The organism is Candidatus Halobonum tyrrellensis G22 (genome assembly GCF_000495475.1).
GTDB lineage: Archaea > Halobacteriota > Halobacteria > Halobacteriales > Haloferacaceae > Halobonum > Halobonum tyrrellense.
Map to the genome: position 1 here is coordinate 72,223 of NZ_ASGZ01000002.1, position 21,990 is coordinate 94,212.

The window sequence follows — 21,990 nt, forward strand, 5'->3', positions numbered from 1 at the left end:
CGGATGCGTCCGCGAGCGGTCTCAACTCACCCGAACAGTTCGTCGAACGTCCGGTAGCGGAGGTACGCCCGGTCGCGCGCGGAGAGGAACTCGACGGTGTCGAGCCAGTTCAGGCAGTCGGGGTACGCCGCCCAGTCGTCCATCCAGGGGTAGTCCGACCCGACCAGCAGGCGGTCGGGACCGAACCACTCGACCAGCCGGCGGACGTAGCCGTGGAGATCCGCGTACGGCCACCCCTCGTCGGACGACCGCGGGAGCGAACTCAGCTTGACGTACGCGTTGTCGCGGGCGGCGAGGTCCTCGAAGTCGGTCCACGGCGCCTCGTCGGGGGCGGTCCGGTCGTCGACCCACCCCATGTGGTCGACGACGAACGTCACATCGGGGTGGGCGTCGGCGACCGCCGCCAGCGTCGCCAACTGGTCGGCCTTCGGGAGGACGAACACGGCCGCGTCGAGGCGGGCGGCCTCGTCGTAGAGGGGGTCGAGCGCGTCGTCGGCGACCCAGTCAGCGGTGCGGTCGACGGTCGTCGGTACCGTCTCGTACGCCATCGCGGCGTGAAAGCGGACGCCCAACATCCGTTCGTGGCCGACCGCCCGCCGCAGGTTGGCGCGGACCGCCTCGGGGTCGCCCGGGAAGGGGTCGACGATGCCGACGCCGTACAGGCGGTCGGGGTACACCTCGATGGCGCGCATCGTGTACTCGTTGGTTCGGCGCCCGCGCCCGTACAGCGGCGTCGAGACGACGACGGCCTCGTCGACGCCCGCGCGGTCCATGTCGGCGACGAGGTCGCGGTGCGGGTAGCTCCCCTCCCACCCCGGCGGGAGGGCGTCCGCCTTCCACGGGAGTTCGTCGGTGTCGGCGCCCCACGCGTGTGTGTGCGTGTCGACCAGTCGCATGGGTAGCCGTCGACGGCCGCCCGCTTCAACGTTCGCCTCGCGGACGCGAGGGGGGACAGTCCGCGGTCGGTCGTCGCCGCGGACCACGTCGACCGGAGCGGTGCAGATCGGTCCCGCCGCCGGCGCCGGTCGCCAGTCGGGCGGTCTGTGCGTCCGCATGAATTATACGCCCTGGCGGCGTGGGAGCATAGGGGACCGTGAATCACACGCGTCGCGGACGCCGGGTTCTCACCGCCGCATCGGTCGCCGGGTCGACCCAGGGAGAGGCGGGCGGCGACTCCGGGCGACCCCGACCGCGCGTGACCGCGCCCGCCGAACACACTCATGACATACCACGCAGGCATCATCGGCACCGGCGGCATCGCGGGGATGGGGATCCTCGGGATGCACGACGAGGACCGGATCGGCACGGAGAGGATCGAGGCGAGTCACGCGGGCGGCTACGACGCGGCCGAGGGGGTCGAACTGGTCGCGGTCGCCGACGTCGACCGGGAGCAACTCGATCGCTTCGGCGAGGCGTGGGGGATACCCGACGACCGGCGCTACGACGGCCACGAGGCGATGCTCGCCGCGGAGGACCTCGACGTGGTCTCGGTGTGTACGCCGTCGTTCCTCCACGACAGCCACGTGGTCGACGCCGCGCGGTCGGCCGCCGACCCGTCGCTCGTCTGGTGTGAGAAACCGGTCGCGTCGAGCGTCGCCGCCGCCGAGAGGATGGTGGCCGCCTGCGAGGAGACGGGGACGGAACTGCTGGTCAACCACTCGTTCCGGTTCACCGAGAAGCTCCAGACGCTCCGCCGGCTGATGGACGAGGAGGGCGTCCTCGGCGAGGTCCACTCGGTGTCGACGCAGTTCCGGATGGAACTGCTGCGGAACTCGACGCACCTGCTCGACACGCTGGTCTACCTGCTCGACGCGCGCGCGGAGACCGTCTCGGGGTACATCACCGGCGAGAACGAGGCGATCGACTCGCTCGACGCCGCCCGGGACGTCGACGACGCCGGCGGCGGCGGGCACGTCGTCATGGACGACGGAACGTTCGTCACCGTCGACTGTACGATCCCGCGGGCCGACTCGTCGATGACGCTCCAGTTCGTCGGGAGCGAGGGGAAACTGTACATGAACAACGACGACGGCGAGTGGCGCTACTGGGAACTCGTCGACGGCGACCACGTCGAGACGCCGCTCCCGGGCATCGACGGCGCGTGGACCTGGGACGACGACTACCGGCGCGCGTTCGCGAACGCCGCCGACCACGTCGTGGACCTCCTCGACGGGACCGCCGAGAACCGGTCGACGGGCCGCGAGGCCGCCCGGTCGCTGGAGATCATCGTCGGCTTCTACCTCTCACACTACACCGGCGGGCGGATCTCGATGCCGCTCGAACCCGCGCTCCGGGACGTGGAGATCACTTCCTGGTGAGGGGGCGAGCGGCCACCGCGCCGCGGCCGCGGTGTACCGAGGCGGCAGGCACGGGTCGAGTCGGTGCGTGGGTTGGATTTCGCCCTCCTCGGTCGGTGCCGCGTCGTCCGTCCGGCCGGAGGGGATCGGCGACGGAACTACCCCGGAGTCGGGCAGAGCCCCCGATCCCATACAAAAAGTATATTCGGGTAGCCAAGAACGTCCGCGCATGCGATACTACCAGATCGGCGGCGAAGCGGGTCCGCGCGTGGTACTCAGGACCGCCGACGCCGTCTACGACCTGACCGCGGTCAAGCCCGGTGTCGACTCGTTCGGGTCGCTCGCCGCCGCCGCGTCGATCACCGACCAGTCGCTCGACGAGGTGGCCGACCGCCTCGCCGCCGACGCGCCGACCCGCTCCGAGTCCGACGTCGAGACCCCCGAGACACCCATCTGGGCCGAGGAGGTGTGGGCGGCGGGCGTCACCTACGAGATCAGCGGCGAGGCCCGCGAGGCCGAGAGCGGCCGGCCCGACATCTACTACGACGTGTACGACGGCGAGCGCCCGGAGGTGTTCTTCAAGGCGACCCCCAGCCGACTCGTCGGTCCGGGCGGGGCGGTCGGTATCCGCGCCGACTCCGAGTGGGACGTCCCCGAACCCGAACTCGGGGTCGTCCTCTACGAGGGCGATATCGTCGGCTACACCGTCGGTAACGACGTCTCCAGCCGGTCGATCGAAGGCGAGAACTCCCTCTACCTGCCGCAGGCGAAGGTGTACGACCGCTGTTGTTCGATCGGCCCCTGCGTTCGCTCGGCGGCGTCGCTCGACGACCCTCACGACCTGGAGATGTCGATGCGGATCGAACGCGACGGCGAGACCATGTACGACGACGCCACCTCGACCGGCGAGATGGTCCGGTCGGTCGAGGAACTCGTCGACTGCTACACCGCCCACAACGCCGTCCCCGAGCGGGCGGTGTTGCTCACGGGCACCTCGCTCGTCCCCGACGACGACTTCACGCTCCGCGAGGGTGACGACGTCCGCATCGAAATCGAGGAGGTCGGCGTCCTCTCGAACACGGTCACGGAGGTGTGAGGCGGGCGGGGTCGCGCGACGCCGCGACGCTACCCCCTTCGTGCCTGGCTGTTCTCCGCCGTCGTCCGTCGCCCGTCCGACCGATCGTCGGGGTCGGACGCCGCGCAGTTTACGTCGGAGGCGGCGCTCGCGGCGCTGAGCGACTCGCTGGCGGCGCTGCTCCCCGATCCCGAGCCGGAGGAGTCGGGCCGGAGGAGTTGGGTCGGACGAACGCGTCGGGACGGTCGAACGGGAAGTGAGCGACGCCGACCGGGTTCGACCCCGTGCGACGCTCGGTGACACCGACAGGTCCCGACCGGACGACCCCTCTCTGCCGACCCGCCCGCCGAGCGCGTGGTATCGACCTGACTCGAAACGGTGACGGCCACTCGTTCTCTCCTACTGTCCGCTCGTTCGCGCCCGCACGACTCAACACCCGTCGCTCCCGAACCGAGACGGTCGGAGCGCTCCGAACGGCCCGCGACAGCCGGAAGACGAGCCGTTCTCCCCTCTTCGACGGCTGTTCTGTTTCGTTGGAGGTACCGTGTCCTTCGCTGTGCGGATACGGCTACCGAGGCGACTGGGAGCGTGCGAATCCCGCTGGACGCGTTCGCGACCCCTCGCCGACACCGTCGTCCCTTGGTCGGCGACCGACCGACGGCGACTCCGGAACCGAGCGGTGGGTCCCGCTGGAGACGCATTCGATCACATCCGTACACATGTAATCCGTGACGACACCTCTCGCTCGCGTACGTTTAGGATATCTAATATGTGTGACGAAGTGACCAGTGAGGTTCGAGCGGAGAGCGCGTTCGACGAACGGTCGCAGTCGGGTCCGTCACGTTCTCCACCGCTTCGGCTCCTATCGGGTGGAGAGACGTTCCGCGTCGAGGCCGGACTCGGACGAGTCGTTCCACCCCCACTGTTCGTGGGTCGAAGTAGCAAGTCACTACGCGGAGGAGACAGGCTCTGATACCGATCGGATTCGCGGAATAAAGTAACTACCGGTTCGGGCGGCGGCCGAGTCAGTTTAGCCGTCGAATATACCAACTCGTTTTGTCACGACGTTGCTACTCATAGTGAGGATAAACTTCGACCGCTGGTCAGTGATCGGCCGACGGCGGTACTCGTTTCGGGTCTCGGCGCTCCAACGGCGGCGGAGCGACGCCGGCTGTCGGATGGTCACGCCGGCTCAACGTCGGGAAGTGAGGGCGATAGTTCGCAGACGGTACCCGTCCGTAGCGGGGCTCAGTCTCGGGTTGATATCGGGCAGGCACTGCTTGAACTGCGGTATCGGCCCGTTATTCCGGTGGTAGCGTGCGTGGTTCGGAAGTCGTCACTCGCACAGTCAGAGTCCACGATGCGCGTCGATCGGAGTCGAATGCCGTGGAGCCTGTAACCGGGCGCAGACCTGGCTCCGACGAACGGACAGGCCCGTCGAGTCCCAGTGGGTCGTCGCCGACCGGATAACCTTCGAGCGTGCGGTAGGTCGCACCGACTCGCGTCGGTGTGCGGCTCTATTCTCTCACCCGTTCCTCCGTTCGTCGCCTTTTTGCCATATTTTCCCCATCGTAAAGTCCCAAGTCGTACACGGTTACAGTTCCGATAGTTACTAGTTAGAGCGTTTCTAACCGCTTTTCTAGTTCTACATACCATATAAATAAGATACGATTCTCCCTATTCACTAGTTCGGGTGGGAGAACTGACAGGGAGAGGGGGCGAGCCGGACCAACAGTATCGCCCGTCTAGCCCGTCGATACGGCAGATCTCGCTTTTTCGATGGTGATCGTTCGGGATATACATCAGCGGGCAGGTACTGATAGAACGACAACCTATTAGTAGGTGTAATCCTGTGTGAATACCAACAAGGCGCGACCGCCGTAGGGACCGAACGGGACGCGTCCAGAGATAAAATGCAACCATGACCACCAGTACGACCACGGACGGGGCGTTCACCGACCAGCCGGAGGGGGCGTTCGACGACCGTTCCGAGCGGTCGAACGGGGAGGGGACGGTCGAACAAGCCCGATCGGAGTACCCGGGCGAGGAACTCCTGTTGGACGCCGACAGCGCCCGCGATCCGGAGCTGTCGGTCGTGATGCCGACGCTCAACGAGGAGGAGGGGATCGCGGAGTGTATCGAACAGGTGAAGAAGGGGCTCGAAGCTCTCCAGATCCACGGCGAGATCGTCGTCTCCGACGACTCGACCGACCGAACCCCCGAGATCGCAGAGGAGATGGGCGCGATCGTTGTCACTCCCGACGGGAAGGGGTACGGCTACGCCTACCAGTACGCGTTCGAACGGGTACGCGGCGACGTCGTGGCGATGGGCGACGCCGACACCACCTACGACTTCGAGGAACTGCCCAAACTGTACGACATGGTGGCGTCGGGAGAGGCCGACATGGCGATGGGGTCGCGGCTCAACGGCCAGATCAAACAGGGTGCGATGCCGAAGCTCCACCAGTACGTCGGCAACCCCCTCCTGACGCGGTTCCTCAACGCCTTCTACGGCGCCGGCGTGTCGGACGCGCACTCGGGACTCCGCGTGTTCACGAAGGACGCCTACGAGGAGATGAACCTCCAGACGACGGGGATGGAGTTCGCCAGCGAGATGATCATGCGCGCCGGTGCGGCCGATCTCACCATCGAGGAGCTCCCGATCACGTACCACGAGCGGGAGGGGGAGGCCACGCTCGAATCGTTCCGCGACGGCTGGCGGCACGTCCGGTTCATGCTGGTCAACGCGCCGGGCTACCTCTTCTCCGGCCCGGGGATCAGCCTCGCGCTCGCGGGCCTGTTGATGATGAGCGTCGTGCTCTCGGGGGTCGAATTCGCCGGGACCACGCTCGGGGTCAACTCGATGATCGCGGGCAGCCTGTTCACCATCGTCGGCGTGCAGGTGGCGTCGTTCGGCGCGTTCGCCACCATCGCGGGCGAACCCATCCGCCGGGCCACCGACCCCGTGACCGAGGTGCTCGTCGAGCAGATCAACCTCGAACACGGCGCGAGCGCGGGGCTGGCGCTGTTCGCCGCCGGCGCGGCCTACTCGCTGTACGTCGTCTACGAGTGGGCGACCGCCGGGTTCGCGGCGGTGCCCGTCGCGGGGGTCAACATCGCATCGTTCACCGCCTGCGTCACCGGTCTCCAACTCGTGTTCACGTCGTTCCTGTTGAGCATCCTCGCGGACGCGACGGCCGAGACCGACTGAACGGGTCGCGGTCGGCCTCTTCGTCCTCGGTTCTCAGTTCGTCGCGCCCGTCTCTACGTCGGGGTCGTCCACCTCTCCGTCGACCGCGCGCCGGTAGCGCTCCTCCGCCCGCGTCGCCACCGCGTCCCAGTCGAACCGCTCGGCGCGGGTGGTCGGCGGCGTCGGCGGGCGCGCGCCCGACAGTGCGTCGTCGAGCGCTCGCGCGAACGCCTCCACCGTCGGGTCGACCAGGAACCCGCCGTCGCCGACCACCTCGCTCGCCGCCGAGTCGGGGTGGTCGGCCGCGACGACCGTGCAGTCGGCCGCCATCGCCTCCGCACACGAGATGCCGAACCCCTCGCGGGTCGACGCCGAGGCGAACACGCGCGCGGCGCGCATCTGCCCGAGGACGTCCTCGTACTCGTCGAGGAAGCCGAGGAGCGTGACCCGGTCGGCGTTCGACAGCCCCGCCGCCCGCTCGCGGAGGTGGTCGAGTTCCGGACCCTCGCCGACGATCCCGAGAGTGGCGTCGTGCGCCTCGGCGACCCGGTCGAACGCGTCGAGGAGCACGTCGACCCGCTTGTCGGCGATCAGCCGCCCCGCGAACAGCACGTCGAACCCGGGTTCGCCGTCGCGCCGGTGGGACGTGTCGGGGAGCGGGGCCGACCGGATCTGGTCGACGTCGATGCCGTTGGGCACCACCTCGATGTCGGCGCGCCTCGGCCCCATGCCCATCCGCGCGAGTTTGTCCGCGGTGACCCCCGAGACGGCGATCGGGTGCTGGGGGACGGCGGCGGTGAGCCGTTCGACCACTTTCCCCCCGAGCGCCAGCCGACCGAGATAGTCGTCCCAGTAGTCCGCGCCCCAGACTTCGTGCCAGACCGTCACGAGCGGGACGTCCCGGAGGAGGGTCGCGAGCCGCGACGAGAGCACGGGGAAGTAGGGGAACACCGACGCGACGACGACGTCGTGGTCGTCGACCTGGCGGGCGAACGGCGGGAGCAGGCGGACGGAGAAGTCGATCGCTTCGGTGATCGACCGGCGTCCCTCCTCCTCGTAGAGGTCGGCCGCGTCGGCGACCGCGCGGAGCGTCATCCCCTCGTGGGCCATCTCCGCGGGCCCGTCCCAGTAGTGGCGGCCGTATATCGTCACGTCGTGGCCGCGGTCGGCGAGGCGGGTTCCGATCTCGTGGACGCGCTTCTGTGCGCCGCCGGTGACGAACGGGTAGACCACGTTCGTGACGAAGGCGACATCCATCTACCCGTACCTCTCCGAACGCCCACTTGTAGCTTCGTGCTCGGCGACCGACCACCGGGTCACCGACCCCGAGTCGCGGAGCGACGGGTCGCCGTCGGCTCGGTACCCGTCGCCCGTCGGTCACCGTCGCCTACCCCGGATCGCCGATACCGACACACTGACCCGAACCACCCCCGTCGTCGGTCGGTGTGACCGAGGAGGGGCTCGGGGGTCGACTGCTCGCCGCGTGGCGACGCACCGTCTCGCTGTCGGCGCCGATCGCCGTCCAGCAGACGTTCAACACGCTGATGCGGACGGTCGACATCGTCGTCACCGGACTCTTCTCGCCGGCGGCCGTCGCCGCGGTCGGTCTCGCGGACCTGTACGCGCAGGTGCCGCTCCGACTCGGGCTGGCGCTCGGCACCGGCGCCATCGCCCTCTCCAGTCAGGACACCGGCCGCGGCGACGCCGTCGCCCGCGACCGGGCGATAACGCAGGCGCTCCTGATGGGACTCCTCGTCGGCCTGCCGCTCGTTCTGGTGGCGGTCACCGTCTCGCCGCAACTCGTCGGCGTCCTCGGCGCCGAACCCGCCGTCGTCGAGGCGGGGTCGGCGTACCTCGCACTCGTGCTCGCCGTCGCGCCGATGCGCATCGTCGGACTCGTCGGCGCGCGGTCGCTCCAGGGGACGGGCGACACCGTGACGCCGATGGCGGTCAACATCGTCGCGAACCTGCTCAACATCGCGATCACGGTGGGAACCGGCCTCGGTCTCGGACCGCTCCCGCGGCTGGGCATGGTCGGCGTCGGTCTCGGAACCGCCGTCAGCCGGACGCTCGAAGCCGTCCTGATCACGGCCGCGATCCGGAGCCCGTTGACCGACCTCTCGTTCGCCCGGCCGCGGAGTCTCACGATCACCCGTCAACTCGTCGCGGTGAGCCTCCCCAACTTCGCCGAGGGGATGAGCACGTCGGTGGCGAACTTCCCGTTCAACTCGCTGTTGCTGCTGTTCGGGACGGAGGTCACCGCCGCCTACCACATCGGCCGCCGCGTCTACCAGCAGTTCACCGGGCCGCTCTACCGCTCGTACAGCACCGCCGCGAGCATCGTCGTCGGACAGGCGCTCGGCGAGGGCGACCCGACGGAAGCGCGCTTCTCCGGGGTCGCCATCACGGCGCTGAGCGTGCTCACGCTCGGGGTCGCCGGCGTCGTCCTCTTCGCCGGCGCCGAACCGATCGCGGACCTGTTCACGAACGACCCCCCGACGCTGGCGTACGCCGTCGCGTTCACCCGCGTCTTCGCCGTCTCGATGGTGTTCTTCGGGCTGTTCTTCCCGCTCGCGGGGGGCCTCCGCGGTGCGGGCGACACGCGGACCCCCTTCTACGCGCGGTTCACCGGAACCTTCGGGTTCATGCTCGGGTTCGGGTACGTCGTCGGGGTGCGACTCGACTACGGTCTCCCTGGCGTCTACGCGGGGATCGTGCTCAGCTACGCGTGGTGGGCGCTCGTGGTGGTCGTCGGCTTCCGCTGGGGCGACTGGGCGGACACGGCCGCGGAGATGGTGGCCGAACGGGCGGACGCCGCCGACTCTAACTGAGTCTGTCGCTCGTCGCGCCGCCCGTTCCGCGCTACTCCGAGCGGCGGTCGGCGGTCCGCCGCCGAGTCGCCAGTCGCCAGAGCGTGCCGACGCCGGGGAAGCCGTCGAGCGCCCAGACGCCGAACAGGACCGCCGCGAGAACGAGTTGGAAGCCGAACCCGCTCGTCAGGAGGTCGGTCGGCGAGAGCGACGAGAGGTATCGAAACTGCCCCTCCCACCGCTCGAGGTGATAGAGGAGGCTGTCGGCGGGGTACGTCGGGGCCGGGAGGAACGGCCACAGGAGGAACCCGACGCGGCCGAACTCCCCCGAGAGGAGCGATCCGTACGAGTCGCCGAGGAGGTGGGTGAGGGCGCCGACGGAGAAGGCGCCCGCGAGTTCCGACCGGCCGTAGCGGCGGGCCGCGAGGGCGACGACCACGCAGAGCGGGACGACCGTCACCAGCGAGTGGCCGACCGCGCGGCCGTCGTAGACGCCGAACCACCAGTTGAGCGGCTTGTCGACGAGGTCTGGAAACTGCGTCCCGAACGCGACGACGAGAGTCCCCACCCCGCTCGGCGTCCGCCGGTACCACACCCGGCTGCCGACCGTGTAGACGAGGTAGCCGACGGCGAGGTGTCCCCACGGCATCATGAGAGTAGGTTTCGATACTCACGCTCGGTAGTAAACGTCCCGGATCCAGCGAGCGACCCCCGGGTTCACCCGGAGCGGAGGCCCCGCCGCACGCCGGAACCCGTGGGCGCCCGCCGCTCATCCGAAAGCATTTACCTATCAGCGGAGAGATCGGTTCGACAAGCGTCGAGCGGCCTCCCGTCTCCATCCATGTCGATCCTCTCTCGCGAGAAACTGTCCGCGCTCTCGGAAGCGGTCCGGTTCAGGCCGGGCCTCGGTATCGCCATCGTCGTCCTCAGCTTCGGGACGGCGTTGCTCGAAGGGATCGGGCTCGGGTTCCTCCTCCCCATCCTCGAACTCACCCGGTCGTCGACGACGCCGACGGACGCCGAGGGAGTGCTCGGCGTGTTCGTTCGGGTCTACTCGTTTCTCGGAGTACCGCTCACCCTCGAGTACCTGATCCTCGGCATCGCCAGTGTGATGACCGTCCGGTTCGGTCTGAGCTTCGTCACCGGGTGGCTGCAGGCGATTTTGAGCCTGAGCTACCAGCGTCACCTCCGTCAACGACTCTTCGAGTCGCTGGTGTACGGGCCCATCGACTACATCGACCGGACGGGATCGGACGAACTCCTCAACAGCGTGATCACGGAGACCAACCGGGCGGGCGGTATCGTGATGGCGGCGTTCAAGATAGCGGAGGTCCTCCTCCGCGGCGCCGTCTACCTCGCCATCGCCGCGGTACTCGCGCCGACGCTGACGCTCGTCGCGCTCGTCGGACTCGGGGTGAGCACGCTCTCGGTCCGGTACGTCCTCGAACCCGCCTACACCGTCGGTGACGACGTGGCGGACGCGAACGACCGGATCCAGACCATCTCCCAGACGGGCATCCAGGGGATGCGCGACGTCCGTCTGTTCAACCTGCGGTCGGAGTTGGTCGACCAGATGCGGAGCGTGCTCGGCAGCTACGTCTCGGACAGCGTCGAACTCAGGCGGAACCAGGCCGCGCTGAACAGCCTCAACCAGCTCACGAACGCGCTCGTCGTCTTCGGGCTGGTGTACGCCGGCTTCCGGTTCACCGGTCTCTCGCTCGCGCGGCTCGGCGTGTTCCTCTTCGCCGTCTTCCGGCTCTCGCCGGTCGTGAACCAGGTCAACAACGCGCTGTACCACCTCGACGGACAGCTTCCCCACCTCCTCCGCGTCGACGCTCGACTCGACGAACTCGCCGAGCGCACCTCGCCGGACGCCGCCGGCGAGCGGCCGGTCGACTCCGTCGACCGCGTCGAGTTCGACGGCGTGTCGTTCTCCTACGGAGACGGCGAGGAGGTGCTCCGGGACGTGTCGTTTGCGGTCGAGCGCGGCGAGAAGGTCGCGCTCGTCGGTCCCTCGGGCGCGGGCAAGTCGACGGTCGTCTCGCTCCTCGGCCGCCTCCAGACGACCGACGCCGGTCGCGTCCTCGCGGACGGCGTCCCCGTCGACGAGTTCGACGTCGAGCAGTGGCGCTCGCGACTCGCCGTCGTGCGTCAGAACCCGTTCATCTTCGACGACACCCTGTGGGAGAACGTGACGATCGGGAACCGCGACGCCTCCCGGGAGGCGGTCGAGCGCGTCTGTGAGGTCGCACGCGTCACCGAGTTCCTCCCCGAGTTGCCCGACGGGTACGAGACGGAACTCGGCGAGGGGGGGATCCGGCTGTCGGGCGGCCAACAGCAGCGCGTCGCCATCGCGCGCGCACTGCTCAAGGACGCCGACGTGTTGGTCCTCGACGAGGCGACGAGCGAACTCGACTCGAACATCGAGCGGGAGGTGTACGAGGGTATCCGGTCGCTCGAAGACCGGTACGCGACGATCAGTATCGCACACCGCCTCTCGACCATCGACGACGCCGACCGCATCTACACGCTCGTCGACGGCTCCGTGACGGAGGTCGGAACCCACGACCAACTTCTCGACTCCGACGGGACGTACGCCGACCTGTACGCCACCCAGTCGTAGTCGTCTCCGCCTGGCTCGGTACGTCCACTCGGCCGGGCGTCGTGCGGGCAGTCCCCGCGGGATGCGTGAGTATAAATGACGGGAGCGTAATGGTCTACGAGATGAATGGAAGCGGGCCGTATTACTACTCCGCGTACGACCTGACGATCCGGTCCACGTTCGATCTTCCGGAGCTACCGTCGGTCGAGCGAGACGAGTCGGATATCGACGTCGAGTTCGTTCACGGAGCAGTCGAGCCCGTCCCCGAATCGGTCGAAGGGGTCGGGGGTCGTCGTATCGAGGCGACGGCGGGTGCGTGCCGACTCACGTACGAGTCGGTCGGGTCGTTCCTAGTCGAGGGAGGTCGACGCATCGTCTGCGACCCGCTCTCGGGGGACGTTCCGGAACGGGACGTCTTTCGTCGATTGCTGGAAAACGAGATGCTCGGCTTGATACTGTACCAACGCGACCACCTCGTCTTACATGCCAGTGCCGTTTCGGTCGACGGCCGAGCCGCGGTATTTCTCGGTCCGAGGGGTGCGGGGAAGTCGACGACCGCCGCGGCGTTCCAGACGAACGGCTATCCCATGCTCGAAGACGACGTAGTCGGGATCCGGTTCGACGACGACGGGCCGACGGTGGTCCCGGGTGTCCCGCAGTTGCGGCTGAAACCCGACGCGGCGGCGGCGCTCGGGGTCACCGAGGCCTCCACTCCCGCTCCCGACTCCTGGTACGAGAAGCGGTACCTGCAGGTCGACGAGGTTCCCGATCCCGCCCCGCTCGCTTGGTGTTATCTCCTCCGGGACGGTGACCAAGTCGGGTTGGAGGAGGTGTCCGGATCGGATCGATTGTTGGAACTCATCTCGCGCACACATGCACGTGGACTGCTCTCCGATACGGAGCAGTCACCGGACCACTTCGAACAGTGTTCGCGCGTCGCCCAGATGATCCGGTTCGGGGAGTTAAAACGACCACGAGATCACGCTGTGCTCGGGTCGATCGTCGACACCGTATCCGAGAGTATGAGGTCGTGACGTCTGATAAGTCAATAAATAGGGATACCGCCGTCTGCCCGTTACTTCGCCGGCTGGGTCGAACCGACGACGACGCCGTTAGTCGCCTCCGTGTACTGGTCAGGCTTCAGTCCTTGCTTGTTTAGCTTTTCAGTGATCTGTTCAACCGAGCCGAATTCGGTAACTTCGGGAGACGTGTACTCCCGGTTTGATTGGCTGCCTTTCATTTCGCGATCGTTCCTATATCCTCACCTGACTTAAACCCACTGGGTAATTCAACCGTAATCTAACAAATTTGCAAGTTCTAATCGGACGGATTTTACGAGCGAATGATCGGCCACGGGGGTCCGACGAGTCCTCACCGTGCCGAATCACGTTTCTCAGGCTCGTACGCGTCGACCCAAACGGACAGCGAGAGAGCACGCCACAGCGAGCGCGCATCCCGTGTGTCGTTCGACCCGACGAAGCGATCGTACGCCTCCTGTAGCGCGGTCGGGTCGATGTACGCCTCCACCGGTCCCGGGTCAGCGACGAGGCGTCGAAGCCGTTCGTCCTCGCGGGAGAGTGAGTTCCAGAATCCCTGGCTCATGTCCGTCTTCCAGGGCCGTCTCCGAATCTTCTCCGGGAGCCGGCCCCTGAGCGACCGCCGAATGATCGACCGGGTCCACCCATCGGAGAGCTGCTGCGACGGGGGAATCGCGAGGGAGAACTCGACCAGCCGCTTGTCGGTGAACGGGTACCACGGTTCGACATCGAACGCTGCAGTCGCGAGGTCGGTCGTTTCGAGGCTCGCGGTTATCATCCCCGACAGGAGCGAGCGATACTGACGCCGACGGCCGGTTTCGGTGAGGAAGGCGGTGTTCGACTCCCGACCCTTCAGCCGTTCTCGGATGCCCGACCGTTCGGCGAACTCCGGGTTCAGAGTCGGGTTCTCCCGGTCGTTCAAGACCGGTTCCCCCCGTAGTCGGCGACGAACTCTCCTCACCGGAGGTGGGAGGAGTGGTTCCACGGCGTTACTGAGGAACAGACGGTGTCGTCGCGCACCCCCGACCTCTGACATCGCCTGGATCTGGGTAAACAGCTGCCACCAGCGGCCCGTCCGCAGTAACTCGCCCAACAGCCCGAGCCCGTATCCGGTGGCGCTGTCACCGAGCGCACCCTCCAGGAGGACATCCACTCCGGTTTCGTCCGCACGTTTCGCCCGTTCCCAGATAGCGTGGTGCATCGTGTCGTGCGGCGGCACGTCGTAGTGTTGCATCATCCGCTCTCGGTCCCCGAACGACCCGACATCGTCTAGGAACACGTAGTGGGGCACGATCCCCTCCCGTTGGGTCACCGTCTCGATGAAGTCACGTTCGTCCGCGGCGGGGGCGTCGTCGTACACGTTCGAGAACGCGTGGAGCGGTTGGTCCGTCCGCAGGAACTCGCGAGCCGTGACAGTGATCGACGACGAGTCCAGACCGCCGCTGAGCGCGGTACCGACGGTACCGCTCGCCCGGAGCCGACAGTCGACCGCCTGGTCGAACAGTTCGCGGAACCGACGCTCGTAGGCCGCGTCCGACCCGAGCGTGACCGTCCGGGTCGGGTCGAGGTCCCAGTACTGCCACCGGTCGGACCCGTCGAGCCGAACGCGGGCCGCGTGTGCCGGGGGGAGCCGACTCAGGTCCCGGTAGTACGTCCGCTCCTTGTCGTCGAACAGGCCGACGAGGAAGTCCCCGACCTTCGTTTCGTCGACGGTCCTCGAGACGAACGGGAGCGTCAACAGCGCCTTCAGTTCGGTCGCGACCGCGAACGCGTCGGCACCCTCGTAGTAGTACAGCGGCTTCACGCCGAACCGGTCACGGCCGCAGAACACGGAGCCGTCGTCGGCGTCCCAGATCGCGAACGCGAACGCGCCGATCAGGTGGTCGACGCACGCGTCACCCCACTCCCGGTAGGCCGCGAGCAGGAGACGACTATCCGGGATCGGATGGCCGGGGTCGGGAACGTCGAGCGTCTCGAGCAGTTCGCCTCGGTTGTCGAGACGCGCGTCCGAGACGACGACGAGTCCGTCCTCGCGGTACGGCTGGTCGTCGAACGCGGACTCCGGCGTCGTCCGTAACTGCTGGTGTCCGAGCGCGACGGCGTCGTCACACCACGCTCCCCGGCCGTCGGGACCGCGGTGGTCGATGGCGTCGAGCATCCCATCCGCGTGGTCGACGGCTCCCACCCCACCTCGATCGAAGATGGCGACGATCCCGCTCACGATTCGCCGTCCTCGTCGAGCGGGGGCAGGGGCGTGAACCGCGAGAGGTCCTCCACCTCCCCGATCAGGATGTCGTCCCCGTACTCGAGCCAGCTGTGCGCCTTCATCCCGCTCTCGACGGCGGTGTCGACGCCGATCCGATGGACCGGGGTGTACCCGTACAGCCTGAGGAGCGTCTCGGCCGTCAGCGACCGGACCAGACAGGTTCGGTCCCCGGGAAGCCCGCGGTCGGCCACGTCGACCGCGCCCGCGACCCGAGCGGGCGTCGGGTCGCCGGGGACGACCGGCGCTGCGGCGTCGCCAGCCCACAACAGCAGGTCACGAAGCCGGGCGAACGACCCGACGACGACGCCGACCGAGACCGTCACCAACAGCGCCGCCGCGGTCAGCAGCCGCGCCTGATCGCCGAACCCGAGCGACAGAGCCGTCGAGAGCGTCCTCATCCGTGCCCGACCCTCACTCCGCATCGACCGTGACGAGGTCCTTGTCGGCCAGTTCCGCGAGGAGTTCGTCGACGTCCTCACGACACCGGTCGTACCCCACGTCGTACTCGTCGGTTACCGCCTCGTACACCTCCTCGACCGTGTGCGGCTCTTGAAGCGACTCCCAGACGAACGTGCCCACCTCGTTGAACCCGTAGTACTTCCCCGCGTCGGTGTGGAGGACGACCGTCTCACCGTCGATGGTCGTCGAGAGGCAGTTCTCGGCCGCCACTATCTCGTGTGAATTATCGAACGTGTTCACTTATACCCCTCTGTAATAGAAGGTACTTTTCGCTCACCATACATAAACCTCATTGTCGCGTCGTGCCCGGACCGAGGACGGCCGCCCCAGACGCGACGTCGTGGCTGGGGACGCCCGTCGGCGATCGAGATCGCATCCACCTCACAGTTCCTCCCCCGCTGTGGTGGGTCGGAGCCGGGATCAGCCCCGGTCGAACAGCCGTCCGACGAGGTCACGCCCGATCCGATACGGTCGGACGAGGTAGTAGAGCGGGTAGAGACTCGGATTGAGCGACATCGACTCGAAGTCGACCTTGCGCGGGGAGAAGACCACGTCGACGAGTTCGAGAGCGGACCCGACGAGACCGTCGTTCGAGAACAGGACGGTCGCTATCGGCTCCAAACGGAGCGACGTACACAGCGGGTCCCGTCGAAGGAACGAAGCGAGGAGCGAAGCGCTCAGGCCGTACTGGGGGTGTTCCTCGAGTTCGCGTTCTACAGCCGTCGGTAACCGTACCTCGGCCAGTCTCGCTACGACAGCAAGCCCGAAGAGCACGGCACTCCGCCAGTCGTACCGGTCGGCGCGCGCCAACACCGTCTCCCAGGCCACGTCCCGCTGGAGGAGCAAAGCGACGTCGCACACCCACGACAACCGGCGCCAGCCGTGTTTCGTCCCGTGGACGAGGAGGAGCATCGCCCTGTCCTCCGGGGAGAGCACCGGTACGGTGCGCCCGGTGAGCGAGAGCGGCGTACGCCGGGCCCACAGCTCGTCGAATATCGTCGCGTCCGGACGACTGCCGCCGATGAACTCGAAGCGCAACTCGATCGGGATCTGGTCGTCGTGGTTCAGGAATCGGAACTCCTTCCCCCACCGGAACACCGTGCCGTCGACCAGCGTCTCGGGTCGGACGTCGGAGTAGTTCGTCTGTTCGTACCCCAGTTCCAAGAGGAGTCGACGTGCGTCTAGGACGTCCTCCTTCGCGACGAGAAAGTCGAGGTCCCCGTACCACCGGAGACCGGGGTCGTCGTACGCGAACTCGGCGACCACGGGCCCCTTGTACGGTATCGCTCGGATACCCTCGTCGTCGAACTCGCCGTGAAGGGTGTGGAGACGGTGAACGCACCGCAGGTTTCGCATGGCGTTTTGTCGGTGAAGCGAGTTGACTCGGCGCCGCACCTCGACGGGAGCGAGATCTGAGGCTCGAACCGTGGTGAACGCGGTGTGGAGTTGCGAGATCAACGAGTGGTGCCGTGCCAGGTCGACTACCCGCGTCCAGTCCGTGACTTCCAGTGCCGCCTTCACCAAGCATCGAGGGTCGTCGGGGGACGAGGCGAACGAGAGTAGCCTGAACAGGAAGTCCGTCTCGGGGTCCGTCCTCATCGGGGGTTGTCTTCGGCCTCGAATCCCGGGTCGATACACACGGGGTGGCCCCGATTACGTCGGCGTCTCATCGGGTTGTCCGCTCCTTCGGGGGACTGTCGACTCCGATATCGGGCGACCCGACTGTCCACACACCGCCGTCGTCCGCCGACCCGAACGAGAGCGCACATCGTGGTAATTCCCTCAGACCGAACTGATCGGCTCACTGGTCATAACCCTATCGTGATGTGAATGGAGGGTCGAACGAGGGAGCGACCGGGACGACTCGTCAGTGAACGGATCGACGGTGCCGGGAGATCAGCGGTCGTGAATCGAAAGAGGGAGATTTGGTTCAAGGTAAAGCTATATGCGCCCAACCAGATTCTGTACCCGTAATGACCTGTGCAGGGGATCGCGTGATCCTGTTGTCGGCCGACGCTCTCCGCGCGGACCACCTCTCGTGTTACGGCTACCACCGTGACACCTCTCCCGTTCTCGACGAGTTCGCGGAGGAGAGCGTCCGGTTTACGAACGCGTACAGCGCGAGTTCGCACACGCGCGAGGCGGTACCGGCGCTGCTCACCGGGGAGTTCCCCGACGTGGCGGTCGGAGCCGACTACCGGCTCGCGACCGAGACGGTGGCGTCGACGTTCGCCGAGGCGGGGTACGCGACGGGGGGGTTCCACTCGAACCCGTACGTCTCCCGGGCGTACGGGTTCGACCGGGGGTTCGACGAGTTCGACGACGACCTCCACCTCGGGAGGCACAAGCTCGTCGCGCTCGCACAGCGGGCGCTCGACAAACTGCGGAACCGCCACTACGCGCGTGCGGCGGAGATCAACGACCGGGCGCTCTCGTGGCTCGACTCGCTCGGCGACGAGCCGTTCTTCCTGTGGAACCACTACATGGACACCCACGGGCCGTACGAACCGCCCGGCGAGTACGCGACGCTCTACCGCGAGTCGGAGGTCTCCGACCGCGACGCTCAGTCGCTCTACCGACGGGCGATCAGGGAGCCGGAGTCGATCACGCCCGACGAGCGCGACCTCCTGGTCAACCTGTACGACGCCGAGATCCGGTACAACGACGAGAAGATCGGCGAGTTCCTCGACGCGCTCCGCGAGCGCGGCCTACTGGAGCGGTCGCTGGTGGTGGTGACCGCCGACCACGGCGACGCGTTCGGCGAGCACGGCTACTACGAGCACCCCCGGTACCTCCACGACGAGACGACGCACGTGCCGCTGTTCGTCCGGCCGCCGGGCGGCGCCGACGGGGAGACGGTGTCGACGCCGGCGAGCACGCTCGACGTCGCGGCGACGTTCGAGCAGTTGCTCGGCCGGGACGTCGGCGCCGGGCGCGCGTCGCTGCTCGACCGGAACGAGACCGACCGGACCGTCTTCCTGCAAGCCCGCGGCGAAGACGACCACGCCGACGTCCGCCGGTACGCGGCGAAGACGCGCGAGGGGTCGTGTTACTGCGAGCGCGACCGGGAGTCGGGCGCGGTCGAGTTCGGCGACTCCGGCCGCGACCTGCGGAGCGACCTGGAGGCACACGTCGACCGGCGGGTCCGAGCCGAGAACGGCGAGGGCGGACCCGAGGGGGAGGCGGAAACCGAGGAGATCGAACGGCGGTTGAGCGCGCTGGGGTACAAGGAGTAGGATGGACGACTCGCTACGCGTCTGTCTCGTCTCCAAGCAGTTCCCCCCCGGCGTCGGCGGCGGGGAGACGTACGCACACGAACTCGCGAACGGGCTCGGGGAGCGAGGACACGACGTCGACGTCTACACCCAGTGGGTCGACAGCCCCGACGAGAGCGTCGACACCCACGAGAACGTCACCGTCCACCGGGTCTGTAAGGCGCGCCGGAAGTTGGTCACGTTCGAGACGCTGTACTTCAGCTACCGCGTCCGGCGAACCGTCGACCTCGAACGGTACGACGTGGTCCACGGGACGCTCATGCCCGCGTCGACGGTCGCGGTGACGCCGTTCACCGACGTCGACGTCCCCGTAGTGCTGACGAGCCACGGAACCTCGGTCGGGGAGGCGAAGGCGGTGGCGCTGGAGACGCCCGCGGACTACCTGCTGAAGTTCTTCTTCCACCCGACGAACGTGGTGATGGACTACGTCGCCAGCCGGGACGCGGACGCGGTGATCGCGATCAGCGACCACGCCCGCGAGCAGTTGACGACGGTCTACGGCCTCGACGAGAGCGACGTGGAGACGATTCCACACGGGGTGGATACGGACCGGTTCTACCCGCGGGAGGAACGGCATCCGGCGGTCGACCCGGAGCGGTTCACCGTGCTATACGTCGGCCGGCTCGGAGCGAGGAAGGGGCTGGGGCTCGCGCTGCGGGCTGTCGCGGAAGTCGACGACCCGAACGTCGAGTTCCTGATCGCCGGCACAGGACGACACGAGGCCCGACTGCGCGAGCTAGCCGAGGAGCTGGGCGTGAGCGAGCAGGTCCGGTTCCTCGGGTTCGTCCCCGACGAGCAGCTCCCGACGCTGTACTCGTCGGCGGACGTGTTTCTGTTACCCTCGCGGTACGAGGGGTTCGGACTCGTGTTGCTGGAGGCGATGGCGTGCGGGACGCCGGCGATCGGGGTGGACGCGGGAGGGATTCCGACGGCTGTCGAGAGCGCCTCGAGCGGTATCGTCGCCGACCGAACTCCGGAGGCGGTCTCGAACGCGATCGGTCGGATCCTCGATCGGTCGCGCGAAGGTGACGCGAGAGTGTCGTCGACCGACGACCGACGGATGTCGTGGGAGGCGACGATACGACAGGTCGACGACGCGTACGCGAAGCTCCGCGCATGAACTGGAAGTACACGTCGGTACGGGTGGTCCGAAAGTACGCGGCGATTCCGGTCGCCCTCTTCTGTCTCCTCGCGTTGTACGTCTTCGTCTCGATCGGATACCGTGCGGTCCTCGGTCCCGTCCTCGGTGGCGTCGTCGGCGGCCTCGTGGCCGTCGTCGCGCTCGTTCTCTTCGACGCCTCGACCGAGCTCCGTTCCACGACCGACGGGGATCAGTCGCCGGCCGACTATCGGATATCGATAGCTCTCGCCGGCCTGTACGTGACCTCGATACTCGTCCTCTACCGACTGGTGTCCTACCAGCGGCCGTGGGTCCACTACGCCATCTTCGGCGGGTACGCGGGGTACGTCGCCTACGATATCGCGACCGGCGCGAGCCGGAGACGGGTGGTCGCACAGCTGCTCGTCCTCACGTTCGTAACCTACTGGAGTACGCAGTTCGCGTTCCCCGCCGGGATGTACGGCCCGGACACCAAGTACCGCTACCTCCCCGCGGTCCGGACCGCTCTCACCACCGGCTACGTCTCGCTATCGCAACTCATCTACCTCGGGCACCTCACCTACGTGACCGCGACGACGGTGCTGATGGGGGTCTCCGCCCAGTTGGGCTACTACCTCCTGTCGGTCGTGGTCCTCACCGGGACGCTCCTCGTCATCTCGGTGATGGACGTCACGCTCCCGGCGATTCCGGACCGGGTCGCGCTGTACGCCGCTCTGATATTCGGCTGTATGAGCTGGACGCTCGGTCGTGGGTTCCAGCCGAACAAGCTCAACTTCTTCTACCCGCTCATCATCCTCGTCGGGATAGCTACGTTCGGGATCTTCATCCACAGGAGGACGCATCGTCGCTGGCTGGCGATCGCCGTCGTCGTCTCGCCCGCGATCATCTTCGGCCACCAGTTCAGCGCCGGAGCCGCGCTCGTGTTCCTCCTCACCATCGGGCTGTTCACCTCGGTCGTCGTCTCCACTCTCCGAGAGGAGTACAGAGTCGTCTCGTACGGGTCGACGCTCGCGTTCGTCGCCGCCTACGGGCTCGGCATCTTCGGCAACCCGATCCACTCGGGGGCGCTCCTCGGTCGGATCGTCGGGCTGTTCAACTCCATCTTCGCGCCCGCGGGCGGTGTGAGCGTCGGCGGGACCGCGGCGGGCGGTCCCGGCCGCTACTCGCAGCTCCCGCTCGACCTCCTGTTGGTTAACACCGCCGCGCAGGCGCTGCTGTTCGCGCTCGCCGTGTTCGGGGCCGCCGTCGCGCTCCGTCGCTCCAGGTGGGAGTTCGACTTCGGCATCGCCTGGATGGGGGTGCTCGCGGTCCTGCTGTTGGTCGGGCTGGTGTTCAACTCCGCGGACACCCAGCCCCAGCGCTTCTACTCGCTGCTCGGACTGTTCGGGCTGAACGTCTTCGCCGGGGTGACGCTCGTCTGGCTCTGCGAGAACGGCCTCCCGGTCGGGCGGAAGACGGTCGCCGGGGTCGTCGCCGTGTTCTGCGTGCTGAGTTTAGTGTCCCCTGTGGCTGGTATGCACCTCTCGCCGTCCGGCGACCGGATCCCGCACTTCCAGCGGTTCGACCGGTCCGAGTCGATAGCCGGTGAGGAGTGGAGGGCGGAGTACGTTTCCGGAGAACCGACGAAAGAGTACAGGAGGATCGACGGATCGAGTGTTACGATCGATACTTCAGGGATGGTGGAGGGGTCCGTGTACACGTACGACCTCACCTCGCGTACGAGTGGGGTGGTCACCGACGTGGGGCTGAGTCTCGGCGGTCGACAGTTCGCGTTCGTACTGTTCGATCAAGACCCGAAGGAGGGCCGAATCTACACGAACGGGCGGTACGATGCGTATCGCCACGGGTGAGCGACCTAC

The 21,990-nt window shown here is 67.3% G+C and carries 17 protein-coding genes; 9 read left to right on the plus strand and 8 right to left on the minus strand.

What is annotated here, in order from left to right; genetic code table 11:
• Positions 1 to 26 precede the first annotated feature (26 nt).
• On the minus strand, positions 27 to 896 hold the full coding sequence (locus K933_RS00490; protein WP_023392699.1) for an amidohydrolase family protein: 870 nt from the start codon (positions 894 to 896) through the stop codon (positions 27 to 29).
• Between the two features lie 324 nt (positions 897 to 1,220).
• Between K933_RS00490 and K933_RS00495 the strand changes: the two genes are divergently transcribed.
• The 3 genes from K933_RS00495 to K933_RS00505 all read left to right on the plus strand — a co-directional run bounded on the left by K933_RS00495 (position 1,221) and on the right by K933_RS00505 (position 6,583).
• Positions 1,221 to 2,318, plus strand: a complete 1,098-nt coding sequence (locus tag K933_RS00495) for a Gfo/Idh/MocA family protein (protein WP_023392700.1) — start codon at positions 1,221 to 1,223, stop codon at positions 2,316 to 2,318.
• 208 nt (positions 2,319 to 2,526) lie between these two features.
• On the plus strand, positions 2,527 to 3,393 hold the full coding sequence (locus K933_RS00500) for a fumarylacetoacetate hydrolase family protein (RefSeq protein ID WP_023392701.1): 867 nt from the start codon (positions 2,527 to 2,529) through the stop codon (positions 3,391 to 3,393).
• A 1,900-nt stretch (positions 3,394 to 5,293) separates the two neighbouring features.
• The gene (locus K933_RS00505) at positions 5,294 to 6,583 is read left to right on the plus strand and encodes a glycosyltransferase family 2 protein (protein ID WP_023392702.1); all 1,290 of its coding nucleotides are present in this window, start codon (positions 5,294 to 5,296) and stop codon (positions 6,581 to 6,583) included.
• Positions 6,584 to 6,616: 33 nt separating this feature from the next.
• Here the strand turns inward: K933_RS00505 and K933_RS00510 are convergent, their stop codons facing one another.
• Positions 6,617 to 7,819 (minus strand): glycosyltransferase family 4 protein, encoded by a 1,203-nt coding sequence (locus K933_RS00510; protein WP_023392703.1) that lies wholly within the window; start codon positions 7,817 to 7,819, stop codon positions 6,617 to 6,619.
• Positions 7,820 to 8,007: 188 nt separating this feature from the next.
• Here K933_RS00510 and K933_RS00515 point away from each other — a divergent pair, with 188 nt between their 5' ends.
• A complete protein-coding gene (locus K933_RS00515) occupies positions 8,008 to 9,393 on the plus strand; it encodes an MATE family efflux transporter (protein WP_023392704.1) in 1,386 nt (461 codons plus the stop codon).
• Between the two features lie 31 nt (positions 9,394 to 9,424).
• Here K933_RS00515 and K933_RS00520 read toward each other — a convergent pair whose 3' ends face one another.
• Positions 9,425 to 10,024 (minus strand): metal-dependent hydrolase, encoded by a 600-nt coding sequence (locus K933_RS00520; RefSeq protein ID WP_023392705.1) that lies wholly within the window; start codon positions 10,022 to 10,024, stop codon positions 9,425 to 9,427.
• Between the two features lie 189 nt (positions 10,025 to 10,213).
• Between K933_RS00520 and K933_RS00525 the strand changes: the two genes are divergently transcribed.
• Positions 10,214 to 11,995, plus strand: coding sequence for an ABC transporter ATP-binding protein (locus tag K933_RS00525; RefSeq protein WP_023392706.1), 1,782 nt, complete (start codon positions 10,214 to 10,216; stop codon positions 11,993 to 11,995).
• A gap of 89 nt (positions 11,996 to 12,084) precedes the next feature.
• The gene (locus K933_RS00530) at positions 12,085 to 13,008 is read left to right on the plus strand and encodes a hypothetical protein (protein WP_023392707.1); all 924 of its coding nucleotides are present in this window, start codon (positions 12,085 to 12,087) and stop codon (positions 13,006 to 13,008) included.
• 41 nt (positions 13,009 to 13,049) lie between these two features.
• On the opposite strand, the gene K933_RS17695 is transcribed toward K933_RS00530, so the two are convergent.
• The 5 genes from K933_RS17695 to K933_RS00550 form a co-directional block, all read right to left on the minus strand.
• On the minus strand, positions 13,050 to 13,214 hold the full coding sequence (locus tag K933_RS17695; protein WP_152529713.1) for a putative RiPP precursor: 165 nt from the start codon (positions 13,212 to 13,214) through the stop codon (positions 13,050 to 13,052).
• Positions 13,215 to 13,345: 131 nt separating this feature from the next.
• Complete coding sequence (locus tag K933_RS00535) at positions 13,346 to 15,232, minus strand: asparagine synthase-related protein (protein ID WP_049947408.1); 1,887 nt, start codon at positions 15,230 to 15,232, stop codon at positions 13,346 to 13,348.
• Entirely contained in the window at positions 15,229 to 15,675 is a 447-nt protein-coding gene (locus tag K933_RS00540; RefSeq protein ID WP_023392709.1) for a lasso peptide biosynthesis B2 protein, read from the minus strand. Before K933_RS00540 ends, K933_RS00535 begins: the two co-directional genes overlap by 4 nt.
• A 13-nt stretch (positions 15,676 to 15,688) precedes the next feature.
• Positions 15,689 to 15,976 (minus strand): PqqD family protein, encoded by a 288-nt coding sequence (locus tag K933_RS00545; RefSeq protein WP_049947409.1) that lies wholly within the window; start codon positions 15,974 to 15,976, stop codon positions 15,689 to 15,691.
• A gap of 180 nt (positions 15,977 to 16,156) precedes the next feature.
• Positions 16,157 to 17,335 (minus strand): nucleotidyltransferase domain-containing protein, encoded by a 1,179-nt coding sequence (locus K933_RS00550; protein WP_080509148.1) that lies wholly within the window; start codon positions 17,333 to 17,335, stop codon positions 16,157 to 16,159.
• Between the two features lie 374 nt (positions 17,336 to 17,709).
• Between K933_RS00550 and K933_RS00555 the strand changes: the two genes are divergently transcribed.
• From K933_RS00555 to K933_RS00565, 3 genes are read left to right on the plus strand one after another with little or no spacing between them, the layout of a single operon-like run.
• Positions 17,710 to 18,972 (plus strand): sulfatase, encoded by a 1,263-nt coding sequence (locus K933_RS00555; protein WP_049947411.1) that lies wholly within the window; start codon positions 17,710 to 17,712, stop codon positions 18,970 to 18,972.
• 1 nt (position 18,973) lies between these two features.
• Positions 18,974 to 20,131, plus strand: coding sequence for a glycosyltransferase family 4 protein (locus tag K933_RS00560; RefSeq protein WP_023392713.1), 1,158 nt, complete (start codon positions 18,974 to 18,976; stop codon positions 20,129 to 20,131).
• Entirely contained in the window at positions 20,128 to 21,981 is a 1,854-nt protein-coding gene (locus K933_RS00565) for a hypothetical protein (protein WP_023392714.1), read from the plus strand. The genes K933_RS00560 and K933_RS00565 overlap by 4 nt, the downstream gene beginning before the upstream one ends.
• Positions 21,982 to 21,990 lie beyond the last annotated feature (9 nt).

Bases quoted from the DNA above. Each gene is read 5' to 3' on its own strand.
- K933_RS00490 (WP_023392699.1), bottom strand. From the start codon at position 896: ATGCGACTGGTCGACACGCACACACACGCGTGGGGCGCCGACACCGAC.
- K933_RS00495 (WP_023392700.1), top strand. From the start codon at position 1,221: ATGACATACCACGCAGGCATCATCGGCACCGGCGGCATCGCGGGGATG.
- K933_RS00500 (WP_023392701.1), top strand. From the start codon at position 2,527: ATGCGATACTACCAGATCGGCGGCGAAGCGGGTCCGCGCGTGGTACTC.
- K933_RS00505 (WP_023392702.1), top strand. From the start codon at position 5,294: ATGACCACCAGTACGACCACGGACGGGGCGTTCACCGACCAGCCGGAG.
- K933_RS00510 (WP_023392703.1), bottom strand. From the start codon at position 7,819: ATGGATGTCGCCTTCGTCACGAACGTGGTCTACCCGTTCGTCACCGGC.
- K933_RS00520 (WP_023392705.1), bottom strand. From the start codon at position 10,024: ATGATGCCGTGGGGACACCTCGCCGTCGGCTACCTCGTCTACACGGTC.
- K933_RS00525 (WP_023392706.1), top strand. From the start codon at position 10,214: ATGTCGATCCTCTCTCGCGAGAAACTGTCCGCGCTCTCGGAAGCGGTC.
- K933_RS00530 (WP_023392707.1), top strand. From the start codon at position 12,085: ATGGTCTACGAGATGAATGGAAGCGGGCCGTATTACTACTCCGCGTAC.
- K933_RS17695 (WP_152529713.1), bottom strand. From the start codon at position 13,214: ATGAAAGGCAGCCAATCAAACCGGGAGTACACGTCTCCCGAAGTTACC.
- K933_RS00540 (WP_023392709.1), bottom strand. From the start codon at position 15,675: ATGAGGACGCTCTCGACGGCTCTGTCGCTCGGGTTCGGCGATCAGGCG.
- K933_RS00550 (WP_080509148.1), bottom strand. From the start codon at position 17,335: ATGAGGACGGACCCCGAGACGGACTTCCTGTTCAGGCTACTCTCGTTC.
- K933_RS00555 (WP_049947411.1), top strand. From the start codon at position 17,710: ATGACCTGTGCAGGGGATCGCGTGATCCTGTTGTCGGCCGACGCTCTC.
- K933_RS00560 (WP_023392713.1), top strand. From the start codon at position 18,974: ATGGACGACTCGCTACGCGTCTGTCTCGTCTCCAAGCAGTTCCCCCCC.
- K933_RS00565 (WP_023392714.1), top strand. From the start codon at position 20,128: ATGAACTGGAAGTACACGTCGGTACGGGTGGTCCGAAAGTACGCGGCG.